This is a genomic window from Acidovorax benzenivorans (genome assembly GCF_028680575.1).
Lineage (GTDB): Bacteria > Pseudomonadota > Gammaproteobacteria > Burkholderiales > Burkholderiaceae_C > Acidovorax > Acidovorax benzenivorans.
On sequence record NZ_JAPCKI010000012.1, the window covers coordinates 24,666 to 49,179 of the forward strand.

The window sequence follows — 24,514 nt, forward strand, 5'->3', positions numbered from 1 at the left end:
AGACCTTAGCGCAAAGCGAACGGGCTGGCGGGCTGAGGGGTGTTAGACCGTGCTCAACGCGTCAGGGCCGCGGGGTAGTAGTTACGCCGGGTACGGTCGCCGCAGCTGTCGCCGCAGCTGTCGCCGCAGCTGTCGCCGACGCTGGGCCCGACGCGTCGGCCACCGCCGCAGGGGCTTCGTTGGAGGCGTCCGTTTTCACGGTCTGCAGCCGCTGCTCCAGCGCCTGCAACACCGGAGCAATCTGTTTGCCCACGCGGATCTGCGGGTTCGAGAAACCATCGGCCTTGCCCGCCTCGGTCTCGCGCTGCTGGATCAGCGGTACCGCCTTGGCAAACGCCTCGGAGAAGGAATGGGTCTGGCGCAATTGTTCATGAAACACGGCGCGGCCAAAAAAAGTCAGCTCAGACAGCCTGCCGCAGCCATACGAGGTGTGGGTGGCGTCGGCCGCCGTCATGATCAGGGTGCTGTCGGTGGCCAACGGTTCGACCCAGCCTCCTGAGAAGCAGGCGGACACCGCAATCACGCGGTTGCGGATACCCGCCTCGTCCAGCGCTGCGCGCAGCATCTCCGGCGTCACGGGCGGCACCTGCAGCGGCCAGTGCACCGCAGCCAGCTCATGGTTGCGCGCGCCATGCGAGGTCATGTAAATCACCAGCACATCGTGCTCGCGGTCCATGCGGGCGGCCAGCGCGGCAACGGCCCGCTGCAGGTTCTCGGGCGTCGCCCAGGGGTGGGTCTCGGCAGTTTCGGCATGGTTGAGCAGGTGCAGCACCCGGCCCTGGGCATCAAACCGCTCCTGCAGCAGCGTGCTGACCATGGTGCTTTCGCGGCGGAACACGTTTTCATCGGCATAAGGCGCGAACACCAGTCCATAGACATCCACGACACCGGGGCGCTCAGGCGCCAACGCATCCACCTGTTGTTGCCACAGCTGCTGCTGGTCTTCAAAGAGGCCCTGCGACAGCACCAGTGGCACCGGTTCTGGGGGCTGCGTCCCGTCGGCGGACGCAGCGGCGGCATCGGCCACGGCCTGAGCGTCTTCCTCCCAGGGCTGGTCCTGAAACTGCCACATGCCCACCCCGACCACCGCAGCCAACACCACCGCAAAAACCGCAGTGCGGACCCGCGAGCGAATGAAGCGTGCGCTCACCACCACCAGCGCGGCCAGCACCCATACCGTGAGCACGCCGTAGGCCACCCAGAAAAGAATGCTCGCCACCGTCCCATTCCACAACTCAGGCTGGTGAACCGCCACCCCCATCAGGGCATAAAGCGCCAGCAAGGGGGCGAGTGGCGCCCATGCCGACAGCACATACCAGGCCGCCAGCCCGCCCGAGGGGCCGGGCGCGCCAAGCTCTGGCGCCGGGGCAGGTGCGCGCTGTGCTGGCGCCATGGCCCACCAGGCCAGCCACAGCAGCACCAGACTGCTCCACATGGGTGTCAGCCAGCCACGCATGTTGAACTGCGCGGGGCCCAGCACCTGCAACCGGGCTGCCCCCACCAGCAACGCGCCGCTGATCAGCGACAACACCAGCAACTGCCATGGCGTGGGTGCAGCGGCCCCTGTGCGCGGCGAAAGGAACAGCGCAGCACGCAGCCCTTCGCGCATCCAGCCCCACAGTGAAAGGCGCTCCGGTGCGAAAACAGCCTTGATTGCAAACGGTGGTGGCAGGTCTTGCTGCGACCGGCTCAGCGAAACTTCAATCTCCGTGTGGGCCAGTTCTGGCCCCCACTGGCTGGGCAACGTGTCGGCCCAGGTGCTGCTGCTGGCGTTCAGGTCTTTCATGCGCGCATCATGCCATCGTGAGATGGCGCCTTCGGTGGTGGCCGGGTGGCGGAAGTACGAGGTATTGAGAGCGTGCGGGGCCAAGCCAGACGGCGATGAAGGACGATTGCCGGCCCCATCGTGCCAGAGCCAATCGGCGTTTGCATGAGGATTCAAGGCACTCTCACCGCCCCATTAAAACCAAAGATAATATTAACCACCAATTAAATAACAAATGACGTATACTCGGGCTAGTTGCCATCACTGCCCTTGACGCGAGCAGTCACCGCAACGCCAACGCCTACCTCAATGCGGTCTACCACCGCATGGCAGGCCGCCTTTTGCGACCGTTGTCGCCCAGTGGGTCTGAAGAGCTGCAACCCACCGAGTTTTTCGATGCTCACGCAGGTCGATGCAGGCCTGCGCCCCCGAATGCACCAGATTTCAAATACCGCCATTTCCATGGGCCAATACGTCGTTTCGCCCGCGACACACCCGACCGATTGCGGACGCTTCCGCGCCTCCTTTTCGGTCCATCGTTCCCAGGGCAACGGCAGCTACTGCCGAGTGTTCCGTTTTGACAAAGCCTTTGCCTCGCGCGAAGCTGCCCGGCTCTTTGCAGTCACCCAGGGCTGGCTGCAAACCTGCATGCCCCATCCCCCTGTGTGCTGAAGCTCTGCTGACCGCAGGCTGCATATCCCCATCCCAGTTGCTGCAGGCTCCCGCCCGCACTTCTGCATCCCAACGGTGCGCCCTTCGTTGCGCGCCATCCCTCAGAAAGGCTCCTCCATGAGCACCAAGATTTACGTGGGCAACCTGCCCTATTCCGTGACCGATTCCAGTCTGCAAAGCAACTTTGCAGAGTTCGGCAACGTGTCCTCTGCCAAGGTCATGATGGACCGCGAAACGGGCCGTTCCAAGGGCTTCGGCTTTGTGGAAATGGCGTCTGCTGAAGCAGCCCAAGCCGCCATCAGCGCGCTACACGGCATGTCCGTTGATGGACGCTCGATTGTGGTGAACCTCGCCCGCCCCCGTGAAGAAGGTGGCGGCGCAGGTGGCTACAGCGCCGGTGGTTACAGTGCGAGCAAACGCTCGGACATTGGCTATGGCACAGGCGGCTACGGCGGCGGTCGCTATTGAGCCCTGTGGCTTCATGAAAAAACCGACTCCCTGGAGCCGGTTTTTTTTGGTCTTGACCCATGTCTTTCGCAGAACATCAGACCACGGCAGGTCTCGCGTGCTTGACGCAGCAGCGGTATCTGACTCAAGGGCTGCACCGCTGCCGGTGCCTTTGCGCCAACCCATCAGCGGCGGGTGCCAACCATCCCGCTTCGCCCTCTCACATTTCGCCCCCAACCCGCGCGGGTGGCACTACCGGCGCCTGAGCCAGCTCCGGTTGCAGCACCAATCGGTGTGTGCCGCTGTAGCAGACAAACCGGCGGTTGGTCGCACGCCCGATGGCGCACAGGCCCAACTGCTGAGCCACGGCGTGGCCCATCTGGGTCATGCCGCTGCGGGACACCACGATGGGTACGCCCATCTGCGCGGATTTGATGACCATTTCACTGGTGAGTCGTCCCGTGGTGTAGAACACCTTGTCTGCACCCGACATGGGGACGGCCGTGGTGTCTGCAGCCACGTTGTCTGGGGCTGACGTTTCAGGATTCATCCACATCCAGCCAGCAATGGTGTCAATGGCATTGTGGCGGCCGACGTCTTCCACAAACGTCAGCAATTCCTCGCCCTTGAACAGGGCACAACCGTGCACCGAGCCGGACGATTTGTAGGTGGATTCCTTGAGGCGAATCGCGTTGACGATGCCGTACAACTGGCCCTGGGTAAGGAGGGCGTCGGGCAGCTGGATGCGGTCCACTTCGTCCATGAGCCCGCCAAACACACTGCCCTGGCCGCAGCCCGTGGTGACGACCTTGCTGGCCGTGCGCTCCTCAATGCGTGCAATGCCATGCCGCGTGCGCACGGCGGCGGCGTGGACCTCCCAATCGACGGTAATGGACTCGATGTCGAATACCGATTCGACCAGCCGCTGGTTGCGCAGATAACCCAGCACCAGCAGCTCGGGTTGCGCGCCCAGCGTCATCAGCGTGACGAGCTCGCGCTTATCCACGTAAATCGTGAGCGGTCGCTCGGCGGGGATCTGCACCTGCTCCCGCTCACCCAGTTCATTGACGATCTCCACCGCATGGGTCAGCGGAGCGTGGGCCTGCGTCAGACGCGGCAGCGAAGGCGTTGACAAAGCGGTGGGGGTGGACAAGGAACTCATGGGGCACATATGCGCAGTGTGGCACTACAGCGGTCAGCGCGCGGAAATGGACCGCTGCGCAGCCCGGTCAGCACACAAAAATAGCGCGGCCCTGCGTGGTAGCGCCTCGCCAGGCTGGCCCAGCAAAACGCGGGCACATCGCGGCCCAGTAAAAAAGCCGCGACCCCGACCGGGGAACGCGGCTTGGCGCCTGGCGCACACAGCGCGGTTCAGGACTTGGAGGCGGGTACAGCCGCAGCGGCAGGCACCTGCGTGCTGGGCGGGCTGCTGGCCGTGCCTGGGGGCGAATGTGCACCAGCGGCCTCGGCAGGCTTGGCAGCAGGCGGCGTGTAGGCGAATGGACCAGGGTCTGCACAGGCCGTGGCTGCGGCTGGCTTGGCCGACGGCGTGGTCTTGCGGTAGTGGGCCGCAACCTTGTCTTGCGACAGGCACAGCTTGTAGCTGTCCACCTTGCCAGCCCAGGCAGCCTTGGCCGCCGCCTCGGCAGCCTTTGCGGCGGCCTCTGGCGATGGCGCGGGCAATTTGGCGGATGCCAGGGTACAGAAGCTGGCTGTGCACAGCGCCAGCAGGGGGGATCGGAAAATTGACGTCATGGTGCGAGACCTCATACCTGTGCGGGCTGGCCCGCAGATGGTGTTGCTGCAGCATCGGCTGCCGATGGGTTGGCGCTGCGCTGGCGGGGGATCTTGCCCGCCTGGACATCGTCGTACCACAGCTCGTGGTGCTCCTTGGCCCACCCTTCGCTCACGTACCCCGTCTTCATGGCCTTGTAAGCGCCGCGCATGCCCACCGTACCCATGTAGATGTGACCGCAGATCAGCGCCATCATCCAGATCGCCAGGGTGGCATGGACCATGTGGGCAATCTGCATGTCGCCGCGCACGTCGCCAAAGCCGGGGATGAGCTTGTCGAGCACCAGACCCGTGGCCACCACAAAGATGCCAGGAATGGTGATGCCCCACCAGAACAGGCCCTTCTCGCCCGCGTTGAAACGGTGGGAGGGAACCTGATGGTCACCGCCCAGCATGCCGCCGCCTTTTGACAACCACACAAAGTCGGCCCGGTTGGCAATGTTGTCTTTGACGAAGGTGAGGATGATCACCAGCAGCGACACTGCAAACAACGGCCCCATGAAGTTGTGCACGTTCTTGAGCGCATAGGTGAGCCAGCCAAAAAGCGTAGCCCCCATGATGGGCAACAGGAAGAACTTGCCAAACGCCATGACGATGCCGGAGATGGCCAGCGCGATGAAAGCAAAGGCATTGGCCCAGTGCGCGGCACGCTCAAACGGCGTAAAGCGTTCGATGCGGCGAGGGCCTGTACCGTCGGGATGCTCATGCCCCAGGGGGCCCTTCACAAAGTAGAAGATGCCCAGCGCCAGCAGCACGATGGCAAACAGCGCCGCGCCGTAGGGAATGATCCATTGGTTGCGCACCTGGCGCCACGCCTCGCCCGCATTGGTGAAACGCGAGCCGGGGTACTGCACAAAGCGCTGGATCAGGTTGCCCGCCTCGGGCGCCTGCGTCACGGGCAGGCTGCTGTAGCCGGTCACGCCCTGCCCCACCTGGCGCCACATGGGTGCGTTGTTGCCGGGCTGCACCTTCATGCGTTCGCCGTTGGTCTGCTCGGCGTATTTGGGGTCGGCGCTGGCGTCGGGTTTGACCTGAAAGATGTTCTGGCTTTGCACGCCACCCACCGCAGCCGGTGCCGCTGTGGCGACCGGAGCCGCAGCGGATGCGTCTGGCGCAGCCGACGGCGTCTGAGCGCCCGACGTCCCCCATGCCAGGCTGGCCGCCAGGGCCATGGACCACACGATGTATTTCATGGTGGACCTCACTTCGCCTGGATGCGGGTGTATTCGTTCTGGCCGTACTGCTGGCGTGCTTTCAACTGCGCTTCCCAGCTGGTTTTGTCGCCAGCTTTCCAGCCAGGCTGTGTGAAGTTGCTGCCAGTGCCTGCGTATGGAGGGGCATCGCTGCGGATGCCCTGGCCCGTCTGCGGCTTCTCGCTGCAGGCGCTGAGCGACAACACGGCCACTGCGGCCGCCAGGGTCCATGGAACGGTGCGCCGCATCATGACTTGCCTCCTGCAGGCTGGCCTGCCTGTTGCGAACCGTAGGCCGTGCCCCAGCCCCATACTTCGGCGCCCTTGCCACGCTGCACCACACGGTTGCGGAAGATATCTGCCACCACATCGCCGTCACCGGCCAGCAGGGCCTTGGTGGAGCACATTTCTGCGCAGGCGGGCAGCTTGCCTTCGGCCAGGCGGTTGCGGCCGTATTTTTCAAACTCGGCCTGGCTGCCGTGGGCTTCGGGACCACCGGCGCAGAAGGTGCATTTGTCCATCTTGCCGCGTACACCGAAGGTGCCTTGCGACGGGAACTGCGGAGCACCAAAGGGGCAGGCATAGCTGCAGTAGCCGCAACCGATGCACACGTCCTTATCGTGCAGCACCACACCCTCTTCGGTGCGATAAAAACAGTTGACGGGGCAAACGGCCATGCAGGGCGCATCGCTGCAGTGCATACAAGCGACCGAGATGGATTTTTCGCCAGGTACACCGTCGTTGAGCGTGACCACGCGGCGGCGGTTCACACCCCAAGGTACCTCGTGTTCGTTCTTGCAGGCGGTCACGCAGCCATTGCATTCGATGCAGCGCTCTGCGTCACAGATGAATTTCATTCGTGCCATATGTGTCTCCTTGCGCGGCGCGATCAGGCGCGTTCCACGTTGCAGATCGTGGTCTTGGTTTCTTGCATCATGGTCACGCTGTCGTAGCCATAGGTGGTGGCCGTGTTCACGGCCTCGCCGCGCACCACAGGCGCCGCACCCTTGGGGTAATACGCCAGCAAATCCGCGCCCTGCCAGCGGCCCGAGAAGTGGAACGGCATCCACACCGTATCGGGTGCCACGCGCTCGGTGACCAGTGCCTGCACATTGAGGCGAGCACCCGTGGGCGAGCTGAGCCAGACACGCTCACCGTTGCGGATACCCCGGTCGGCAGCCGTCTTGGGGTTGATCTCGACAAACGCCTCCTGCTGCAGTTCCGCCAGCCAGGGGTTGGAACGGGTTTCCTCGCCACCGCCTTCGTACTCGACCAGACGGCCCGAGCTCATGATGAGCGGGAATTTCTCGCTCACCTTGTCGGCGATGTTCTTGTCCTGCACGGTCTTGTAGAGCGTGGGCAGACGCCAGAAGGCCTTCTTGTCAGCGTGCGTGGGGTACTTGGCCATGAGGTCAGGCCGCGTGCCATACAGAGGCTCGCGGTGCTGCGGAATGGCATCGGGGAAGTTCCACACCACAGCCCGCGCCTTGGCGTTGCCAAACGGGTGGCAGCCATGCTTCATGGCCACGCGGATGATCCCGCCCGTGGGGTCGGTCTTCCAGTTCTTGCCTTCTGCCTTGGCCTTCTCGGTGTCGCTCAGGTCGTCCCACCAGCCCAGCTTCTTGAGCAGCACGTGGTCAAACTCCGGGTAACCCGTCGTGATCTCGCTGCCCAACGAATGCGAGCCGTCCTCGGCCAGCAGGTTGACGCCGTCCTTTTCCACGCCGAAGTTGGCGCGGAAGTTGCCGCCGCCTTCCATCACGTGCTTGGAGGTGTCGTACAGATTGGGCGAGCCTGGGTGCTTGAGCTCCGGCGTGCCATAGCAAGGCCATGGCAGGCCGAAATAGTCGCCGGTGAAGTCGTAGCCGGTTTCCTTGTCCTTGCCACCCTTGGCCTTCAAGGTCTTCACATCGAACAAGTGCATGTTCTTCATGTGGGCCTTCAGGCGCTCAGGGCTTTGGCCGGTGTAGCCAATGGTCCAGACCGACTTGTTGATTTCGCGCAGGATGTCCTCGGGCACGGGCTCGTCCATGCCCTTGACCTTCTGCATCTTGTAGTTCTTCGACAGCTCTGTCGCAAACCCCAGCTTTTCGGCGAACTGGTGCATGATCATGTGGTCCGAGCGGCTCTCCCACAGCGGCTCGATCACCTTCTCGCGCCACTGGATGGAGCGGTTGGAAGCCGTGCAGGAACCGCTGGTTTCGAACTGCGTGGCAGCCGGCAGCAGGTACACCGCACGGTTGGGGTTCAGGTCCTCGGCCTTGCCGGGCATGGCGGCCATGGCTGCAGTGGCCGATGGGTACGGGTCTACCACCACCAGCAGGTCCAATTTGTCCATGGCCCGCTTCATCTCCAGACCACGGGTCTGCGAGTTGGGCGCATGGCCCCAGAAGAACACGCCGCGCAGGTTGGAGTCCTGGTCAATAAGCTCGTTGTTCTCCAGCACGCCATCAATCCAGCGCGACACGGTGATGCCGTTCTTGGACATCATCGCGGGCGTGGCGTACTGCTTCTTGATCCATTCAAAGTCCACGCCCCACACATTGGCGAAGTGCTTCCATGAGCCTTCGGCCAGGCCGTAATAGCCGGGCAGCGAGTCGGGGTTGGGGCCCACATCGGTAGCGCCTTGCACGTTGTCGTGGCCACGGAAGATGTTGGTGCCACCACCGCTCTTGCCCACATTGCCCAGGGCCAATTGCAAGATGCACGAAGCACGCACCATGGCGTTGCCGATGGTGTGCTGCGTCTGGCCCATGCACCACACAACGGTGCCGGGGTTGTTGTCGTGCAGCATCTTGGCGACCTTGAACATCTGGTCTTCCTTGACGCCGCAGGCCTCTTCCACCTTGTCGGGCGTCCACTTGGCCAGCACGTCCTCACGCACCTTGTCCATGCCATAGACACGGTCATTGATGTACTTTTTGTCTTCCCAGCCGTTCTTGAAGATGTGGTACAGCAAGCCAAACAGGAAGGGGATGTCGGTGCCCGAGCGAATGCGCACGTATTCATCGGCTTTGGCCGCCGTGCGCGTGAAGCGCGGGTCCACCACGATCATCTTGCAGCCGGTTTCCTTGGCGTGCAGCATGTGCAGCATGCTCACCGGGTGGGCCTCGGCCGCGTTGGAGCCGATGTACAGAGCGACCTTGCTGTTTTGCATGTCGTTGTACGAATTGGTCATGGCGCCGTAGCCCCATGTATTGGCCACACCCGCCACGGTGGTCGAATGGCAGATGCGCGCCTGGTGGTCACAGTTGTTGGAGCCCCAGAAGCTCACAAACTTGCGCAGCAGGTAGGCCTGCTCGTTGTTGTGCTTGGACGAGCCCACAAAGTACACGCTGTCGGGGCCACTGGCCTTGCGCAGCTCCTGCATCTTGGCCGTGATCTCGTTCAAGGCCGTATCCCAGCTGATGCGCTCGTACTTGCCGTTGACGAGCTTCATGGGGTAGCGCAGGCGGTATTCGCCATGGCCGTGTTCACGCAGGGCCGCACCCTTGGCACAGTGCGCGCCCAGGTTGATGGGCGAGTCGAACACCGCCTCCTGGCGAACCCACACACCGTTCTCGACCACGGCATCGACCGCGCAACCCACCGAGCAGTGGGTGCACACGGTGCGGCGCACTTCGATCTTGCTGTCGCCAATGCCAACCTTGGCACCTTCGGCGGCGTTGGATTTTTTGACCAGCGTGAGCTGCGAAGCAGCAATACCCACCCCCACACCCAGACCAGAGCGGCGCAGGAAGGAGCGCCGGTCCATCGTGGGCAGGGCCTGCGACAGGCCCCGGCGCAGGCTGTGAACAAAGGGAGATGCAGACGACGGTGCGACCTGCGCAGCGTGGGAGGACTTCTTGGTTAGCAACATGGCGCGCCCCGCTGTCAGAGTTGGGTGGTTTTGTAGTACTGCTTCACGTGGGCAGACAGGTGGTAGCCACCGCCTTTTTCTGGCGCCACGCGAGCTGGCTCAGCCACCGCTGCATCGGAGGGAACAACCTTGGGAAGCGCCACAACGGCTGCGGCTGCAGCCCCTACGGTGGCGGCGCCAGAGAAGAAGCTCCGGCGTGAGGAATTGGGCTGGCGGTTCTGCATGCTTGTCTCCAGAATGGCTGGCAGCTATGAAACGGAATTCATACAGTCTATGTCAGTGTGTAAAAGCCCGCAATCGAGCTTTACACCTCCGACTAACTAACTCATCTTTTGTAGCAACCTGAGCAGGCTCTTCGAGCCTCTCAGGGGCTAGTCGAGCATGTCGAAGCCCTGGGTTTCCACCGACACAAAGGCCCGTGTGAACTGGGCCAGCGCGGCATAGAAGCGCGCCTGCGGTTGGGCAGCAAGGGCATCGCACAGCTGCAACACCCAGGGCTGCAGATGCGTTGCAAAAAAGTCGCGCTGCGCCGTCAGGTTGCAGACAGCCATGTCATCCCCCGCGATCAGGTAGCGCATCACCTCGCACAGATAAGCGATGTGGTCTTCGGTTTCGGACATGGAATCGTCGCGCGCCAGCCCCAGCCGATCCAGGTCGGTGCGCAGGCGGGCCAACGGTTTCTCATTCAGAAAACCGCTCAGGTAATGCGATCCGTACAAAAACACCTCGGGCTTGCCCACACCACCAAAGAGGCGGTCGAATTCCTGGGCGATGGCGGCATCGCTTAGTTCACGGGCCGCGCCCACCAGCACCTGCCAGGGCTCTTGCAAAAACGCTCCGTCAGCGGGCGCCTCCGTCACGGCGACACGCAAGGCAGACAACAACTGTGCGTCTGGCGCGGCGTAGTACAGCTGCGACAGCAGACCATAGAGTTCGGCGCGTGCGGTTTCCTCGTCCAGCGCAGAGCTGCCGCCAGAGGGTGTCAAAGAAGCAGGTTGAGCGCTCACAGGTCCGTCACTTTCGTTTCGCTTTGGGAGGAATACAGGTCGATCACGCGGCAGTCACTGCACATCTTCAGGCGCTCCAGCGCCTCGCCCTGGAACATGGGGTGGCCCGACAGCTTGCCCAGCATGGCCTCGATGGCCTTGACCGTGCCAAACGGCTTGCTGCAGCGCACACAGGCCCAGGGCTTGGCCTCGTTGAGCACACGCAGTTGCGCACGCTCGGGTGTGAGCAGCAGGCGCGGCTGCAGGGTGATGGCGTCTTCGGGGCAGGTGGTGGCACACAGGCCACACTGCACGCAGTTCTTTTCGATGAAGCGCAGTTGGGGCAGCTGCGGGTTGTCTTGCAGCGCACTGGCGGGGCAGGCGCTCACGCAGCTCAGGCACAGGGTGCAGCGGTCTTTGTTGACCTCGATCGTGCCCAGGGGCGACCCCACGGCGGGCAAGACAATGGCCTCGGACCGCTCGGCCACGGGGGTGGGGGCCTGCTCGATGAGGTGGTCGAGCGCCATCTCCAGCGTGCTGCGTTTTTCCTGCGCCACCGCAAAACGTGCGGCCACGGCCGGGGTCTTCTGGCGCGTCTGGCCCAGGGCCTGCAATGAGGCGTCCAGCTCGGTGGGGTGCGCGGCGCGCAACAGTTGCACATGCGTGCCGGTATAGCCCAGCCCACGCAAGATCGCCTGCGCCACATCCATCTGCGCCTGCAGGCCATCCAGGTACTGCGGCGCCTCCTCCTGGGTCGCCAGCACCACCACCTGCGAGGCGCCGTAGGCAATGGCGCTGAGCCACAGGTCCACCCCGGTGCTGGCCGTGTGCCACAGCGCCACCGGAATCACGTTGGCAGGCACGCCCTGCGCCAGTTTCAACTGGGCGGCACGGCCCAGCTCTTCCACCAGCGCCTGGCCGCGCTCCTGGCTGTGCAGCAGCAGCACGGCGTCCTTGCCGCCTGCGGCGGTGTAGGTAGACAACAGGGTCTTGAGCTTTGTGCCCTGCTCGGTCGCACTGGGGTAGGCATAAGTCAGCGCGCCCGTCGGGCACACGGTGGTGCAGGCGCCGCAACCCACACACAGATTGGGGTTCACCTTGATTTGCTGGCGGCTTTTGTCGCTGGCAATGGCCTCCGCCGAGCAGATGTCCACGCAGGCGTTGCAGCCCACGGTGGCGTTGCGGCTGTGGGCGCAGAGCTTTTGTTTGTAGACAAAAAACTTGGGCTTCTCGAACTCGCCCACCAGCTCGCGCAGCTGGAGCAGTGTGGCCATATCACCACCACGGTGCCCATCCCAGCGCAGGTAGCCCTGCGGCAGCGCGTGCTGCAAGAAGGTGGGCGTGGCGGTGGGCGAGCGCAAGTCCAGCACCAGGTCAAAACGCTCGGTCTGCGCCGTGGCCTCGCGGGTGAAGTCGATGGCACCTGCCACCTGGCAGACCTTCACGCAGGCGCGGTGCGACTGGCAGGCAGCCAGGTCAATCTGGTAGTCGAGGCCAATGGCGTTCTCGGGACAGGCGGCCACGCAGGCGTTGCAGCGCGTGCACAAGTCCAGGTCGATAGGGTTATCCGCCGCCCATTGCAGCTCAAACGCGCCCAGCCAACCCGTGAGGCCCGTGATGCGCCCGCCCAGCACCGGGAAGCGCCGCGCCTGTGCACCACCGGCGTTGCCAGGGCCCTGCGTGAACAGGGTCACATCCAGCACATCCGACACCAGGGCAGCCACCTGCTCGGCCTGATCGAGCGGGCCAATGATGAGCAAGCGGCCCGTGCTCTTGTAGGTGACTGTGGGCACGGGCGGTGGGTCGGGCAACCGGGCTGCGGCCAGCAGCGCGGCGATCTTGGGGCTGGCCTTGGCTGCATCGCGGCTCCAGCCACCGGTTTCGCGGATATTCACAAACCGGATGGGCGACACCGCACCTTCGGTCTGTTGGCCCAGGTCGCCAAACAGCCTCTGCTCTTGCGTGCAGGCCACCACCACATCGTCACCCGACTGGATGGCCTTCTGAAAGGCCCCCGCTTCGCGCCGACACAGGGTGGAGTGGAGGGTCAGGTCTTCATGCAGTGCCGCGCCCAACGCCTTCGCGTTGAGGGGCATCGTCTGGTTGCAGTCGCAGATGAGCGTCGTGGTCATTTTGGGTGTGGCTGGCTGGCATGGCCACCGCGCCCGTGTGGGAGCGCGTGGCCATCTCAGGCTCGCTGGAGGGGGCGCTAGGAATAGCGTTGCATACCCCGGACTGTGCCACGGCTGAGGGAGTTTCCCCCTCCGCATCATCCCGAGGCTGAGCGATGGCAGGGGCTATTGCCTCTGCGTCCGCAGGGGTTTCTACGGCAGCACCACCGACCGGGACATCAGGCGCTGTATCAGCCTTCTTCTCATGGTCAAAAAAGCCCATCGCGTGGGCACTGGCCATCTTGCGCAACATGCCCTCGGGCAACGGGTCGGGCTGGGTGTAGTCGCCGATGTAGATATCGAGGCCATCCATCACGTTGAAGTGCGGGTCGGCAAACAGCTTTTTCATGGCCAGGTTGCGCACCTCGGGCGATACATCGCGCGCCACAAAAGACTTGAAATCGGACGCGGGCGTAAGCGCCTGGGCATCGGCCAGCGTGGGTGGCGGTGGCTCCTCGGGGGTGATGGGCGTCGGTGCAGTGGGCGCTGCCACAGCCACCGTCTGTGCTGGCGCCGGGGTTGCCACCTGGGGGGCCGGAGCGGGCGGCGGCTCCTCCACCGGCTTGCCCTCGCGCACCTCCTGCTTGCGGCGCGACCAGCGGCCCAGAAACCCGTCAGCCATGGCCGCCACCTCCACCACGCGTTTTTTCGGTGGACACGGAGGCCGGGTTGCCAAACCGGTCCTGCAGCGTGCGAAAGCTGTCCGGCCGCTTGCGGCGCTTGGGTTCGGGCTGGTAATGCTCGGCCACAAAGGCGCTCAGCGCTTCCACCACTTCGGGCGCCGCAGGCACCTGTTCCACCGTTTCCTGCGCGTCGAGCCAGCGACCCGCGTCGTGGTAGCTCAGGCTCACGGCCACGGGGCGGGCCAGCGGGATTTCGCCGGTGCCGGGGTCGTCATCGCGGCGCCACATCACAAACCAACACGGGGCAGGCGAAGTGAGGTTCAGGTGGTAGCCCTCGGCGTCGTCGCGGAACAGTTCCACACGAAAGCCCGGAAACAACCAGCGCTGCTCCCGCTCGTCCTGGATCAGCGGACGGGGTTCGGAGCCAAAGGTGGGCTCGTGGATCACCACCTCGGCCAGCGACCAGCGCCAGGGCTGCCAACGGTTGTCAATGTGCTCGCACCGCATGATCACGGCAACGTCGGTGTAGGGGCGCTCAGTCATGGGCGCTGACTTTACCCCGGCGCAAGGCCATCGGCGGCAATGCCCGCAAAGCCCCGCAACCCGCGTGCGGATCGCCCGGCGTCACACGATGTCACTGCCGCTGCCGTGCAGCACCTCCACCGCCACCGCGCAGTATTTGAACTCCGGGATCTTGCCAAACGGGTCCAGCGCCGCGTTGGTCAGCAGATTGGCCGCTGCCTCCACATAGGCAAACGGCATGAACACCGTGCCGCGCGGCGTGCCGTCGTCGCGGCGCACGCGCACCTGCACCATGCCGCGCCGCGAGCGGATGCCCACCAGCGCGCCGGGCGCCACACCCAGCCGCGCCAGTTCATCACCATGCAGCGACGCGGTGGCCATGGGCTCGATGGCGTCCAGCACCGTGCTGCGCCGCGTCATGCTGCCGGTGTGCCAGTGCTCCAGCTGGCGACCGGTGATGAGCACCAGGGGGTAGTCGGCATTGGGCTTTTCTGCCGCCGGGATCAAGCTGGCGGGCACCAGTTGCAGACGCCCCGTGGGCGTCGGGAATGTTTCGGTAAAGACGATGGGCTGGCCGGGGTCGTCAGCCGTGAGGCAGGGGTAGGTCACGCTGGAGTCGCGCTCCAGGCGGCTCCAGCTGATGCCCTCAATGCTGGCGTGCATGGCCTGGCGCATTTCGTCGTAAACAGCGGCCACGCCCGACTCTTCGCCTTCGTAGTTCCAGCCAAGCCCCATGCGCGCGGCAATCTGCTGAATGATCCACAGATCAGGCTGCGCATCGCCCGGCGGGTTCAGCGCGCGGCGGCCCATCTGCACCATGCGGTCGGTGTTGCTGGCGGTGCCGGTCTTTTCGGGCCAGGCGCTCGCGGGCAGCACCACGTCGGCCAGCCACGCGGTTTCGGTGAGGAAGATGTCCTGCACCACCAGGTGCGACAGGCTGGCCAGCGCGTGGCGCGCGTGGTTCAGGTCGGGGTCGCTCATGGCGGGGTTCTCGCCCATGATGTACATGCCGCGCACCTTGTGCGGGTCGCTGTCTGGCGCCAGGGCCTTGTGCATGATCTCGACCACGGTGTAGCCGGGCGTCTCATCGAGCTTGGTACCCCAGAAGCCCTCGAACCACGCATGCGCCCCGGAGTTGTCCACGCGCTGGTAGTTGGGGAACATCATGGGGATCAGCCCCGCGTCGCTCGCGCCCTGCACGTTGTTCTGGCCGCGCAGCGGGTGCAGGCCCGAGCCGGGCTTGCCGATCTGGCCGGTGACGGCGCACAGCGCGATCAGGCAGCGCGCGTTGTCGGTGCCGTGCACGTGCTGGCTCACACCCATGCCCCACAAAATCATCGACGCCTTGGACTGCGCAAACGCACGCGCCACCTCGCGCAGCCTCTCGGCCGGGACGCCGCACACGGGGGCCATGGCCTCGGGGCTGCAGCCCATCACGTTGGCCTTGAGCGCCTCGAAATTGTTGGCGCGGCCCTTGATGAAGGCTTCATCCACCAGACCTTCGTCGATCACGGTGTGGATCAGCGCGTTGAGCATGGCCACATCGGTGTCGGCCTTGAACTGCAGCGTGCGCCAGGCGTGGCGGCCGATGTCGGTCACGCGTGGGTCGGCCAGCACGATCTTGGCGCCGCGCTGTGCAGCGTTCTTCATCCAGGTGGCCGCCACCGGGTGGTTGGCCGTGGGGTTGGAGCCGATCACGAAGATCAGCTCGGCATGCTCCACGTCGTGCACCGGGTTGCTCACCGCGCCCGAGCCCACGCCTTCGAGCAGCGCGGCCACGCTGGACGCATGGCACAGCCGCGTGCAGTGGTCCACGTTGTTGCTGCCAAAGCCGGTGCGCACCAGCTTCTGGAACAGGTAGGCCTCTTCGTTACTGCCCTTGGCCGAGCCAAAGCCCGCGAGCGCTTTCGGGCCGTGGGTGTCGCGCAGTGACCTGAGCGTGCCCGCAGCAAGATCCAGCGCCTCATCCCAGGTCGCTTCGCGGAAGGTGCCCTGCCAGTCGGCACCGTAGGGGCGCACCTCCTTGGGCACGCCGGGCTTGCGGATCAGCGGCACGGTCAGGCGGTCGGGGTGGTGGGCGTAGTCGAAACCGAAGCGCCCTTTCACGCACAGGCGGCCATGGTTGGCCGGGCCGTCGCGGCCTTCGACGCTGATGATCTTTTCATCGCGCACGTTGTAGGTGATGAGGCAGCCCACGCCGCAGAACGGGCAGACCGAGTCGACCTTGCGGTCCACCTTTTGGGAACCGATGTGCGTCTTGGGACTGAGCGCGCCCGTGGGGCAGGCCTGCACACATTCGCCGCAGGCCACGCAGGTGCTCTCGGCCATGGGGTCGTCGAGGTCGAAGACGATCTTGGAGTCCGCGCCGCGCAGCGCGTAGCCGATCACGTCGTTGACTTGTTCCTCGCGGCAGGCGCGCACGCAGCGGTTGCACTGGATGCAGGCGTCCAGGTTCACCGCCATGGCCGGGTGGCTCAGGTCGGGCGCGGGCTGCTCGCGGCGCAGGGCTTTGAGGGCCGGGCGCACGGCCACGCCCAAGCGGTCGGCCCATTCGCTCAGTTCGCCATGCTGGCCTACCGTTTCAGAAGAATTTGAATCAAATTGGCCGCTAGCGCTTGATGAATAAGCACCACCAGCTATCAATTCAGGAGTATTGGCCTTTTGATCGTTCCACCGGTATCCCACGTCCGGCATGTCGGACAGCAGCATCTCCACCACCATCTGCTGGCTCTTGCGCGCGCGCGGGCTGGCCGCCTGCACCTTCATGCCTTCAGTCGGCGCGCGGCAGCAGCTGGGGGCCAGCGTGCGCTCGCCCGCGATCTCGACCACGCAGGCGCGGCAGTTGCCGTCGGGGCGCAGGCCGTCGGTGTAGCACAGGTGCGGAATGTCCACGCCGTGGCGCTGCGCGGCTTTCAAAATGGTTTCGCCAGCGTGGGCGGTGACGGGCTGACCGTCCAGCTCGAAGGCCACGCCGGGCTGCACGGCGGCAGATGTCAACACGGCGCTCATGGCTTCAACCCTCCGGGCAATTGTTCGGTCAGCGGGCTGTTGCGCGGCTTGGGCAGGTCACCCGGCCAAGGCCCCTCGCCCACCTCGTGCGGGAAGTATTTGTGGATGCAGCGGATGGGGTTGGGCGCGGCCTGCCCCAGGCCGCAGATGGACGCATCGGCCATCACCTGCGCCAGGTCGTCCAGCAGGTCGGCGTCCCACTGCGGTGCCTGCATCAACGCGGCGGCCTTGGCCGTGCCGACGCGGCAGGGCGTGCACTGGCCGCAGCTTTCGTGTTCAAAGAAGCGCATCACGTTCAGCGCGGCATCGCGCGCACTGTCGTGCTGGCTGAGCACGATGACGGCCGCCGATCCGATAAAGCAGCCGTAGGGCTGCAGCGTGTCGAAGTCGAGCGGGACGTTATTCAGGCTGGCGGGCAATATGCCGCCCGAGGCGCCGCCGGGCAGGTAGGCGTAAAGCTGGTGGCCGTCCAGCAAACCGCCGCAGTATTCGTCGATGAGCTCTTGCACGGTGATGCCTGCGGGCGCGAGCTTGACGCCGGGGTGCTTGACCCGCCCGCTCACGCTGAAACTGCGCAGCCCCTTGCGCCCGTGGCGGCCAAAGCTGGCAAACCACTGCGGCCCGCGCTCGACGATGTCGCGCACCCAGTACAGCGTCTCGAAGTTGTGCTCCAGCGTGGGGCGGCCGAACAGGCCCACCTGCGCGATGTAGGGCGGGCGCATGCGGGGTTCGCCACGTTTGCCTTCGATGCTTTCGATCATGGCCGACTCTTCGCCACAGATGTAGGCGCCCGCGCCGCGCCGCAACTCGATGTGCGGCAGGGGGCATGGCGGCTCGCGGTGCAGGTCGTCCAGCGCCTTTTGCAGCAGCGCGCGGCAGCCGTGGTATTCGTCGCGCAGGTAGATATAGATCGCCTCGGTGCCCACCACCTGGGCGGCGACGAGCACGCCTTCCAGAAAGCGGTGCGGGTCGCGTTCCAGATAGGTGCGGTCTTTGAAGGTGCCGGGCTCGCCCTCGTCGATGTTGACGGCCATCAGGCGTGGAGCGGGTTGATCCCTAACAATCCTCCACTTGCGCCCGGCCGGAAAGCCTGCGCCACCCAGGCCGCGCAAACCCGAGTCCTCCATGGCCGCGAGCACGGCCTCGGCGTCCATCTCGCCATTCACCAGTGCAGCGGCCGTCTGGTAGCCGCCGTGTGCGCAGTAGGTGGCCAGGTCGGTGTGGGCGGGGCTGACGCCTTCTGGCTGCGCAGGCACGCTTTGCTCCGCCAGCTCAGAAATATCAAAATTGATAGCTGCCAGCGCTTGTGGATGAAGCGCCAGAGCCCGATTTGGCTTCAAACCGATCGCGTCCAGCACCGCATCGACCGTGGCGTGTGGCACCGGGCATTGGTGCACCACCGCCACGGGCGCCTGCTCGCAGCGGCCCACGCAGGGCACGGCCTGCACCTGCACATCGCCCTGACCGGCCGCGCGCAGGCGTTCGGGCAACGCGGCCAGCAGCTCGCGCGCACCGGCCAGGCTGCAGCTCAGGCTGTCGCACACGCGCAGCACCAGGCGCGGGGCCTGGGCTTCGTCGCCGCGCACGATATCGAAGTGGTGATAGAAGCTGGCCACCTCATACACCTCGGCCATGGGCCGGTTCAGCTGCCGGGCCAGCGCCACCAGGTGGCGGTCGTGCAGCACGCCAAAGTGGTCGCTCAACCGGTGCAGGTATTCAATGAGCAGGTCGCGCCGGTAGCCCTCGGCTGGGCGCGGGCCCAGCAGCTGCGCCACATCGGCCATCGCGGCGTCTTCGGGCTGGCGGCCCTTGAGGCGGCTTTTGCGGCGGATGCGCTCGCGCATGTCGTTGACCGACACGGCGGCCACGGTGGGGGCTTCGGGGGCAAGGGGCATGGGGTGCTTTGTTTTTGTATGAAAGCGCCTGCATAGCTCGGCGCGCCGCCGCAGTGTCGGGCACCGCAGTGGCGGGCGTCAAATTGCCGATGCACATGGGTCGATCACAAAAACAAATGAAACCCTGTGTCCTGCGGCGTTTTGTGAATCAACCCGCGCCTGCAACCCGGCAGCAGCTCGTGCCGCGCAGGGGGGCTGCCGCCCGCCCCTTTCAAGGCCCCAGGAGCGCGAGAGTCACTGGCGGGCCAGCAACCCGCTGTGTGCCGTGGCGTGCCGCAACCAGTCCGCATCTTGCGCCAGCGCCAGCGCCGCATCCAGCGCCCGGGTGGGCTGCACCTGCCGGTGCGACATGAATCCGATGGGGGTGGTGAGCACCGGGCCCGTCAACGGCAAGGCCTCCAGCCCGTCATGGCCGCGCACGGCATCGACCAGCGCACCGGGCAAGACACTGCACACATTGCCAGCGACCACACTGAGCGCCAGGGTCAGCACCGAATCCGTTTCCATCGCAGGTGACACCGTGGCCCCCGCGCTGCGAAAGGCGCCATCGACCAGGCTGCGGTTGTGCATCTCGGGAGTAAGCAAGCACAGCGGCAGGGCCGCCGCATCCGCCCAGGCCATGGGCGGCCCCATCTGCAGACCGTGCGCCTGGCCTTGGGGCGGGCGCAGCGACCGGCGCAGCAGAAAGTAGTGCTCCACATACTGCGGCCAGGCCCGCAGCGGGCCGCCGCGTGCGGGCATGCGTTCGGTGTAGCCCAGCGCGAGGTCGAGCGCAATATTTTCGAGCCCCGCCTCCAGCGCCTGCGAGCTCATCGACAGCGCCACCGGCACGATGCCCGGGTGCCGCGCCTGCAACTGCGCCGCAAACCGCGCGAGGATGGGCATGGCCGTTGGCACGGCGCCCAGCCGCAACGTGCCGCGCGGGTGGGCGGCGTCGCTGCTCAGGTCCTGCTGCAGCACCTGGTGCTCGTGCAGCATGCGCTGGGCCGAGGCCAGCACGCGCTCACCTTCGGGCGTAAAGCCCTCAAAACTGCGACCTCGGCGCACCACCACCACGCCAAACTCTTTTTCCAGCGCGCGCAGGGCGTTGGAGAGGGCCGGCTGCGTGATGTGGCAGGCCTGCGCCGCCCGGCCAAAGTGCCGGTGCTCGTGCAGCGCCACCAAGTAGCGCAGGGACGCGAGCAGGTTCATGGCGCGGTGCGGCGGCTCAGAGAGATCAAGTGTTCTTGCTGATCGAGATGGAGGGGAACTTGTTGGAAAAGTCCTTGGCCTGCTGGGCGATCTTCACCGCCACATCGCGCGCCACCTTCTTGTAGATCTTGGCCACGTCCCCGTCCGGGTCGGCTACCACGGTGGGCTTGCCACTGTCGGCCTGCAGGCGGATGCTCATGTCCAGGGGCAGCGCGCCCAGGTAGTCCATGTTGTATTCGGCGGCCATCTTCTTGCCGCCATCGGCGCCAAAGATGTGCTCCACATGGCCGCAGTTGCTGCACACGTGCGCGGCCATGTTCTCGACGATGCCGAGGATGGGCACGCCCACCTTCTCAAACATCTTGATGCCCTTCTTGGCGTCCAGCAGCGCGATGTCTTGCGGGGTGGTCACGATGACAGCGCCGGTCATGGGCACGCGCTGGCTGAGCGTGAGCTGGATGTCGCCGGTGCCGGGCGGCATGTCGATGATGAGGTAGTCGAGGTCTTTCCAGTTGGTCTGGCGCAGCAGCTGCTCCAGCGCCTGGGTGGCCATGGGGCCGCGCCAGATCATGGCTTCGTCCTGGTCCACCAGAAAGCCGATGGACATGACCTGCACGCCGTAGTTTTCGAGCGGCTCCATGGTCTTGCCGTCTTCGCTCTCGGGGCGGCGGTTGATGCCCAGCATCATGGGCTGGCTGGGGCCGTAGATGTCGGCGTCCAGCACGCCTACGCTGGCGCCCTCGGCGGCCAGGGCCAGGGCCAGGTTGGCGGCCGTGGTGCTTTTGCCCACGCCGCCCTTGCCCGAGGCCACGGCGATGATGTTCTTGACCTGCGGCAACAGCTGCACGCCGCGCTGCACGGCATGCGCGATCACCTTGGTGGTGATGTTGACCGACACGTTGTCCACCCCGGCCACGCCCTTGGCGGCGGCCACCAGGCTGCGGCGCAGCTCGGGCACCAGGCTCTTGGCGGGGTAGCCCAGCTCTACATCAAAGGCCACATCGCCACCGGTGATCTGCACATTGCGCAAGGCGCGCGTGCTCACAAAATCCTTGCCCGTATGGGGGTCCAGCACGCTGGAAAGTGCGGCCAAAAGGCCCTGTTCGGTGACTGCCATTCAAATAACTCCTGTGGGGCCGGTAGTCTATTCCCAAGCTCCCGCCCCCTGCCGCTGAAGGACAATGCGCACCGCATTGCATCGTCGCTCTCTCCAAAAAAAGGCCTCCCGTGAAATTCAAGATGTCCGAGAACTCCCTGTTTGCCGTGCTGCTGCGCTCGCCGTGGTGGATCAGCTTTGTGGTGGTGGGCCTCATCACGCTGGCGGCCGGGGCGCTGCTGCCCAAGGAATACTTTGTGGTGGGTGCGCTGGCGGGTTTCCCCATCTTTGTGGTGGGTTGCATGGCCGCCTGGAAGCAGCTGCGCGCCCCCAACCCCGCCAAGGTGGTCGAGATGCTGGAGGCCGTGGGCAGCATGCCCTGGCGCAGTTTTGCCGACACCCTGGCCACCGCCTGGGAGCGCGCGGGCTACAGCGTGGAGCGCCTGACAGGCAACAACACCAACGGGGCCGACATGCGCCTGACCCAGGGCGGCAAGACCACCCTGGTCAGCGCCAAACGCTGGAAGGCCGCAACCCACGGCGTGGAACCCCTGCGCGAGCTGCACGCCGCCATGGTGGCCAGCGATGCACCGGCAGGCGTGTATGTGGCCGCCCAGGGCCAGGTCAGCGACAACGCCCAGGCGTTTGCCCGCGAGCACGGCATTGTGGTGCTGCAGGGCGACGCGGTGGCCCAGCTGCTGCTCAAGCAGCGCTGAGACCCTCGCTGCGCGTGCGGCGGCCCGCCCATGCGGGTTTTCCCACATGAATCGCCCCAGGCGCCCCGCCACACTTGGGGCATCGCCCCGACCGACCGTCCATGCACACCCCTACCCCCGCCGCAGCCCCTGACGCCGCCCATCCAACACCCGCCACGGGCCTGCTGCTGACCGGTGGTGGTGCCCGCGCCGCCTACCAGGTGGGCGTGCTCGAAGCCATTGCCGACCTGCGCCAGGCCTGTGGCGAGGGGAGTGGCCCCAACCCCTTTCCCATCATCACCGGGACCTCCGCCGGGGCCATCAACGCGGCGGCGCTGGCCTGTGGGGCCGACAACTTTGACCGCGCCGTGCGCCGCATTGCACGCGTGTGGCGGCAGTTCCACGCCAGCCAGGTGTATGGCGCCGACTCGCTCAGCGTGATGCGCAGCGGCGCGCGCTGGCTCACGCTGGTGTCGCTGGGCTGGGCGTTGGCGCGCTGGCGGCGCATGCGGCCGCGCTCGCTGCTGGACAACTCCCCGCTCGAAAAACTGCTGGTCAAAATGGTGCCGCTGGTGCGCCTGCCCCGGCTGATCCGCAAGGGCCACCTCACGGCGCTGGCCGTCACGGCGTCTAGCTACAGCTCGGGCGAACACGTCACCTTTTTTGAAGCGGCCACACCCGTCAAGCCCTGGGTGCGTTCGCAGCGCAAGGCCGCCAGCGACCGCATCACGCACGAACATTTGCTCGCGTCCTCAGCCATCCCGTTCATCTTTCCGGCCAAGGGCATCGAGGTGGACGACCATGTCGAATACTTTGGCGACGGCTCCATGCGCCAGTCGGCGCCCATTGCCCCGGCCATCCACCTGGGGGCCGAGCGCATCCTGGTGATCGGCGCGGGCCGCATGCACGAACCCAAGGGCGATGCCGCCGCCAACCCCACGACCAACTACCCCACCCTGGCGCAGATCGCGGGGCATGCGCTGTCCAACATCTTTCTGGATGCGCTGGCAGTGGACGTAGAGCGCGTGCAGCGCATCAACCAGACCCTGTCGCTCATCCCCGAAGAAAAGCGCCTGCACAGCGCGCTGCGCCCCATCGAGCTACTGGTGATTGCGCCCTCGCAGCGGCTGGACGCCGTGGCCGCGCGCCATGTGGGCGACCTGCCCGGCCCCGTGCGCACCATGCTGGGCGCCCTGGGCGTCACGTCCAACATGGCCGATGTGCGCGGCGCGGCGCTGGCCAGCTACCTGCTGTTCGAATCCGGCTACACGCAAGAGCTGATGGCCCTGGGCCGGGCGGACACCCTGGCCATGCGGGCCGAGGTGTGCCGATTTTTTGGCTGGACGGACAGCGGCGCCGAGGTAAAGACCCGGCACCATGGGGAACCCACCTGAAGCACCCGGCGCTGGTGCCTCAAGGCTTCGGCAACCAGCCCAGGCCGTGTGCGTGCAGGCTTTGCACATACAGCCGGTCGGCCGTCTCGGTGATGGCCGTGGTCTCGGGGTAGGCGCCGCTCGGGTCCTGCAGGTCTGCCACCACCTTGCCATCGTCGGTGAACGCGATCACGTGGCCGTAGGGCTGGGGAATGGGCCACAGCGCACGCGGCAGGCGCAGGGTCAGGCTGCGCAGCCCGGGCTTGCCGGACATGTTGTCGATGGCCGCCCCACGCGGCTTGGCAAAACCCAGCCACACCTTATCGCCCTGCCCTCGCATCAGGTTGTCGGGGTAACCGGGCAAGTTGTCGAGCAGCACGCTGGCCTGGGGGCTGGGCTGGGCAACATCCAGATCACGGGCCTCTACTGCAATCTTCCACACGCGGTATTTGCCGGTTTCGTTGACGAACAAGTGCTTTTCGTCCTGGCTCAGCGCCACACCATTGGCAAAGCTGATGCCCCGGGCCACCACGCGCGTGGCGCGGGTGGCGGGGTCGTATTCAATAACCCGGCCAGTGCTGGCCTGCTCCAGGATGTCGAGCACGCTCGCTTCAAACGTGCCGCCCCAGTCCTTGGGGGCAAAACGGGTGGAGGCGTCGCTCAGGTACATCTTGCCGCTCTGGGCCACCACCACGGCGTCGGCGTAGCGGATGGGGTCGTTGACGCCCACTTTGTCGGCCAACACGGTGACCTTGCTGTCGGGCGCAATGGACAGCAGGCCCTTGACCGCATCGGCCGCAATCAGGTTGCCTGCCGCATCAAAGTCAAACCCCAGCACCCGCCCGCCGGTGTTGGCAAACACCTCCTGGCCCGATCCATCGGCGTTCATGCGCAGAATGTTGCCGCTGAGCACGGTGGTGTAGAGCTTGCCGTCCTTGCCAAAGGCAATGTGCTCGGGGCCCACCTCGCCTTTCAGGTCAATCATCTGCAGCTTGGCCAGGCGCTGGTTGGGTGCGTGCACGCCCTGGTAACCGGGCGCGGCGGGCGCGCTCCAGGCCACCGGCTGGATGGGCACAGGCCACGCCGCCAGGTAAGCGGCCACCACCAAGACGGCGCCACCCACGCCCCACCCCACCCGTTTCACCCATGTTCTGGCCATGTTGTCTCCTCATTGCATACTGGAATGAAGGGCATTGTGGTGCCATCGGCGGCCCGAGCGCACGC

At 65.5% G+C, this 24,514-nt stretch carries 21 protein-coding genes; 4 read left to right on the forward strand and 17 right to left on the reverse strand.

Annotated features, from left to right (window positions below; all coding sequences use genetic code 11):
- Positions 1–61: 61 nt before the first annotated feature.
- Positions 62–1,786: a C13 family peptidase gene (locus OIN59_RS17965; protein WP_274112527.1), complete on the reverse strand. Its 1,725-nt coding sequence runs from the start codon at positions 1,784–1,786 to the stop codon at positions 62–64.
- Positions 1,787–2,197: 411 nt separating this feature from the next.
- Between OIN59_RS17965 and OIN59_RS17970 the strand changes: the two genes are divergently transcribed.
- Both OIN59_RS17970 and OIN59_RS17975 read left to right on the forward strand, forming a co-directional pair.
- Positions 2,198–2,437, forward strand: a complete 240-nt coding sequence (locus OIN59_RS17970; RefSeq protein WP_274112529.1) for a hypothetical protein — start codon at positions 2,198–2,200, stop codon at positions 2,435–2,437.
- Positions 2,438–2,554: 117 nt separating this feature from the next.
- Positions 2,555–2,905, forward strand: a complete 351-nt coding sequence (locus OIN59_RS17975) for an RNA recognition motif domain-containing protein (RefSeq protein ID WP_274112436.1) — start codon at positions 2,555–2,557, stop codon at positions 2,903–2,905.
- A 199-nt stretch (positions 2,906–3,104) separates the two neighbouring features.
- Here the strand turns inward: OIN59_RS17975 and OIN59_RS17980 are convergent, their stop codons facing one another.
- From OIN59_RS17980 to apbC, 15 genes are all read right to left on the reverse strand, one after another.
- Positions 3,105–4,046 carry a formate dehydrogenase accessory sulfurtransferase FdhD gene (locus tag OIN59_RS17980; protein WP_274112437.1) on the reverse strand — a complete coding sequence of 314 codons (942 nt, stop codon included), beginning with the start codon at positions 4,044–4,046 and terminating at the stop codon, positions 3,105–3,107.
- A gap of 209 nt (positions 4,047–4,255) precedes the next feature.
- Complete coding sequence (locus OIN59_RS17985; RefSeq protein ID WP_274112438.1) at positions 4,256–4,639, reverse strand: hypothetical protein; 384 nt, start codon at positions 4,637–4,639, stop codon at positions 4,256–4,258.
- A gap of 11 nt (positions 4,640–4,650) precedes the next feature.
- The gene (locus OIN59_RS17990) at positions 4,651–5,871 is read right to left on the reverse strand and encodes a formate dehydrogenase subunit gamma (protein WP_274112439.1); all 1,221 of its coding nucleotides are present in this window, start codon (positions 5,869–5,871) and stop codon (positions 4,651–4,653) included.
- A gap of 8 nt (positions 5,872–5,879) precedes the next feature.
- A complete protein-coding gene (locus OIN59_RS17995; protein WP_274112440.1) occupies positions 5,880–6,122 on the reverse strand; it encodes a hypothetical protein in 243 nt (80 codons plus the stop codon).
- On the reverse strand, positions 6,119–6,736 hold the full coding sequence (gene fdh3B / locus OIN59_RS18000; RefSeq protein WP_094291273.1) for a formate dehydrogenase FDH3 subunit beta: 618 nt from the start codon (positions 6,734–6,736) through the stop codon (positions 6,119–6,121). The genes OIN59_RS17995 and fdh3B overlap by 4 nt, the downstream gene beginning before the upstream one ends.
- Before the next feature lie 23 nt (positions 6,737–6,759).
- The gene (locus OIN59_RS18005) at positions 6,760–9,729 is read right to left on the reverse strand and encodes a formate dehydrogenase subunit alpha (protein ID WP_274112441.1); all 2,970 of its coding nucleotides are present in this window, start codon (positions 9,727–9,729) and stop codon (positions 6,760–6,762) included.
- Between the two features lie 14 nt (positions 9,730–9,743).
- A complete protein-coding gene (locus OIN59_RS18010) occupies positions 9,744–9,953 on the reverse strand; it encodes a formate dehydrogenase (RefSeq protein ID WP_274112442.1) in 210 nt (69 codons plus the stop codon).
- A 147-nt stretch (positions 9,954–10,100) separates the two neighbouring features.
- A complete protein-coding gene (locus tag OIN59_RS18015; protein ID WP_274112443.1) occupies positions 10,101–10,736 on the reverse strand; it encodes a TorD/DmsD family molecular chaperone in 636 nt (211 codons plus the stop codon).
- Positions 10,733–12,811, reverse strand: coding sequence for a 4Fe-4S binding protein (locus tag OIN59_RS18020; RefSeq protein WP_274112532.1), 2,079 nt, complete (start codon positions 12,809–12,811; stop codon positions 10,733–10,735). The genes OIN59_RS18015 and OIN59_RS18020 overlap by 4 nt, the downstream gene beginning before the upstream one ends.
- Entirely contained in the window at positions 12,771–13,508 is a 738-nt protein-coding gene (locus OIN59_RS18025; protein ID WP_274112444.1) for a DUF3306 domain-containing protein, read from the reverse strand. The genes OIN59_RS18020 and OIN59_RS18025 overlap by 41 nt, the downstream gene beginning before the upstream one ends.
- Positions 13,501–14,052, reverse strand: a complete 552-nt coding sequence (locus OIN59_RS18030; RefSeq protein ID WP_274112445.1) for a DUF3305 domain-containing protein — start codon at positions 14,050–14,052, stop codon at positions 13,501–13,503. The genes OIN59_RS18025 and OIN59_RS18030 overlap by 8 nt, the downstream gene beginning before the upstream one ends.
- Positions 14,053–14,133: 81 nt before the next feature.
- The gene (fdhF, locus tag OIN59_RS18035) at positions 14,134–17,040 is read right to left on the reverse strand and encodes a formate dehydrogenase subunit alpha (protein ID WP_274112446.1); all 2,907 of its coding nucleotides are present in this window, start codon (positions 17,038–17,040) and stop codon (positions 14,134–14,136) included.
- A complete protein-coding gene (locus OIN59_RS18040; protein WP_274112447.1) occupies positions 17,037–18,935 on the reverse strand; it encodes an NADH-ubiquinone oxidoreductase-F iron-sulfur binding region domain-containing protein in 1,899 nt (632 codons plus the stop codon). Before OIN59_RS18040 ends, fdhF begins: the two co-directional genes overlap by 4 nt.
- A gap of 234 nt (positions 18,936–19,169) precedes the next feature.
- A complete protein-coding gene (locus tag OIN59_RS18045) occupies positions 19,170–20,126 on the reverse strand; it encodes a LysR substrate-binding domain-containing protein (protein ID WP_274112448.1) in 957 nt (318 codons plus the stop codon).
- 25 nt (positions 20,127–20,151) lie between these two features.
- Positions 20,152–21,243, reverse strand: coding sequence for an iron-sulfur cluster carrier protein ApbC (gene apbC, locus OIN59_RS18050; protein WP_274112449.1), 1,092 nt, complete (start codon positions 21,241–21,243; stop codon positions 20,152–20,154).
- Positions 21,244–21,365: 122 nt separating this feature from the next.
- Here apbC and OIN59_RS18055 point away from each other — a divergent pair, with 122 nt between their 5' ends.
- Together OIN59_RS18055 and OIN59_RS18060 are read left to right on the forward strand one after the other, a co-directional pair.
- On the forward strand, positions 21,366–21,938 hold the full coding sequence (locus OIN59_RS18055; RefSeq protein WP_274112534.1) for a restriction endonuclease: 573 nt from the start codon (positions 21,366–21,368) through the stop codon (positions 21,936–21,938).
- A 101-nt stretch (positions 21,939–22,039) separates the two neighbouring features.
- Positions 22,040–23,311 carry a patatin-like phospholipase family protein gene (locus OIN59_RS18060; RefSeq protein WP_274112450.1) on the forward strand — a complete coding sequence of 424 codons (1,272 nt, stop codon included), beginning with the start codon at positions 22,040–22,042 and terminating at the stop codon, positions 23,309–23,311.
- A gap of 19 nt (positions 23,312–23,330) precedes the next feature.
- Here the strand turns inward: OIN59_RS18060 and OIN59_RS18065 are convergent, their stop codons facing one another.
- The gene (locus tag OIN59_RS18065) at positions 23,331–24,449 is read right to left on the reverse strand and encodes an SMP-30/gluconolactonase/LRE family protein (protein ID WP_274112451.1); all 1,119 of its coding nucleotides are present in this window, start codon (positions 24,447–24,449) and stop codon (positions 23,331–23,333) included.
- Positions 24,450–24,514 lie beyond the last annotated feature (65 nt).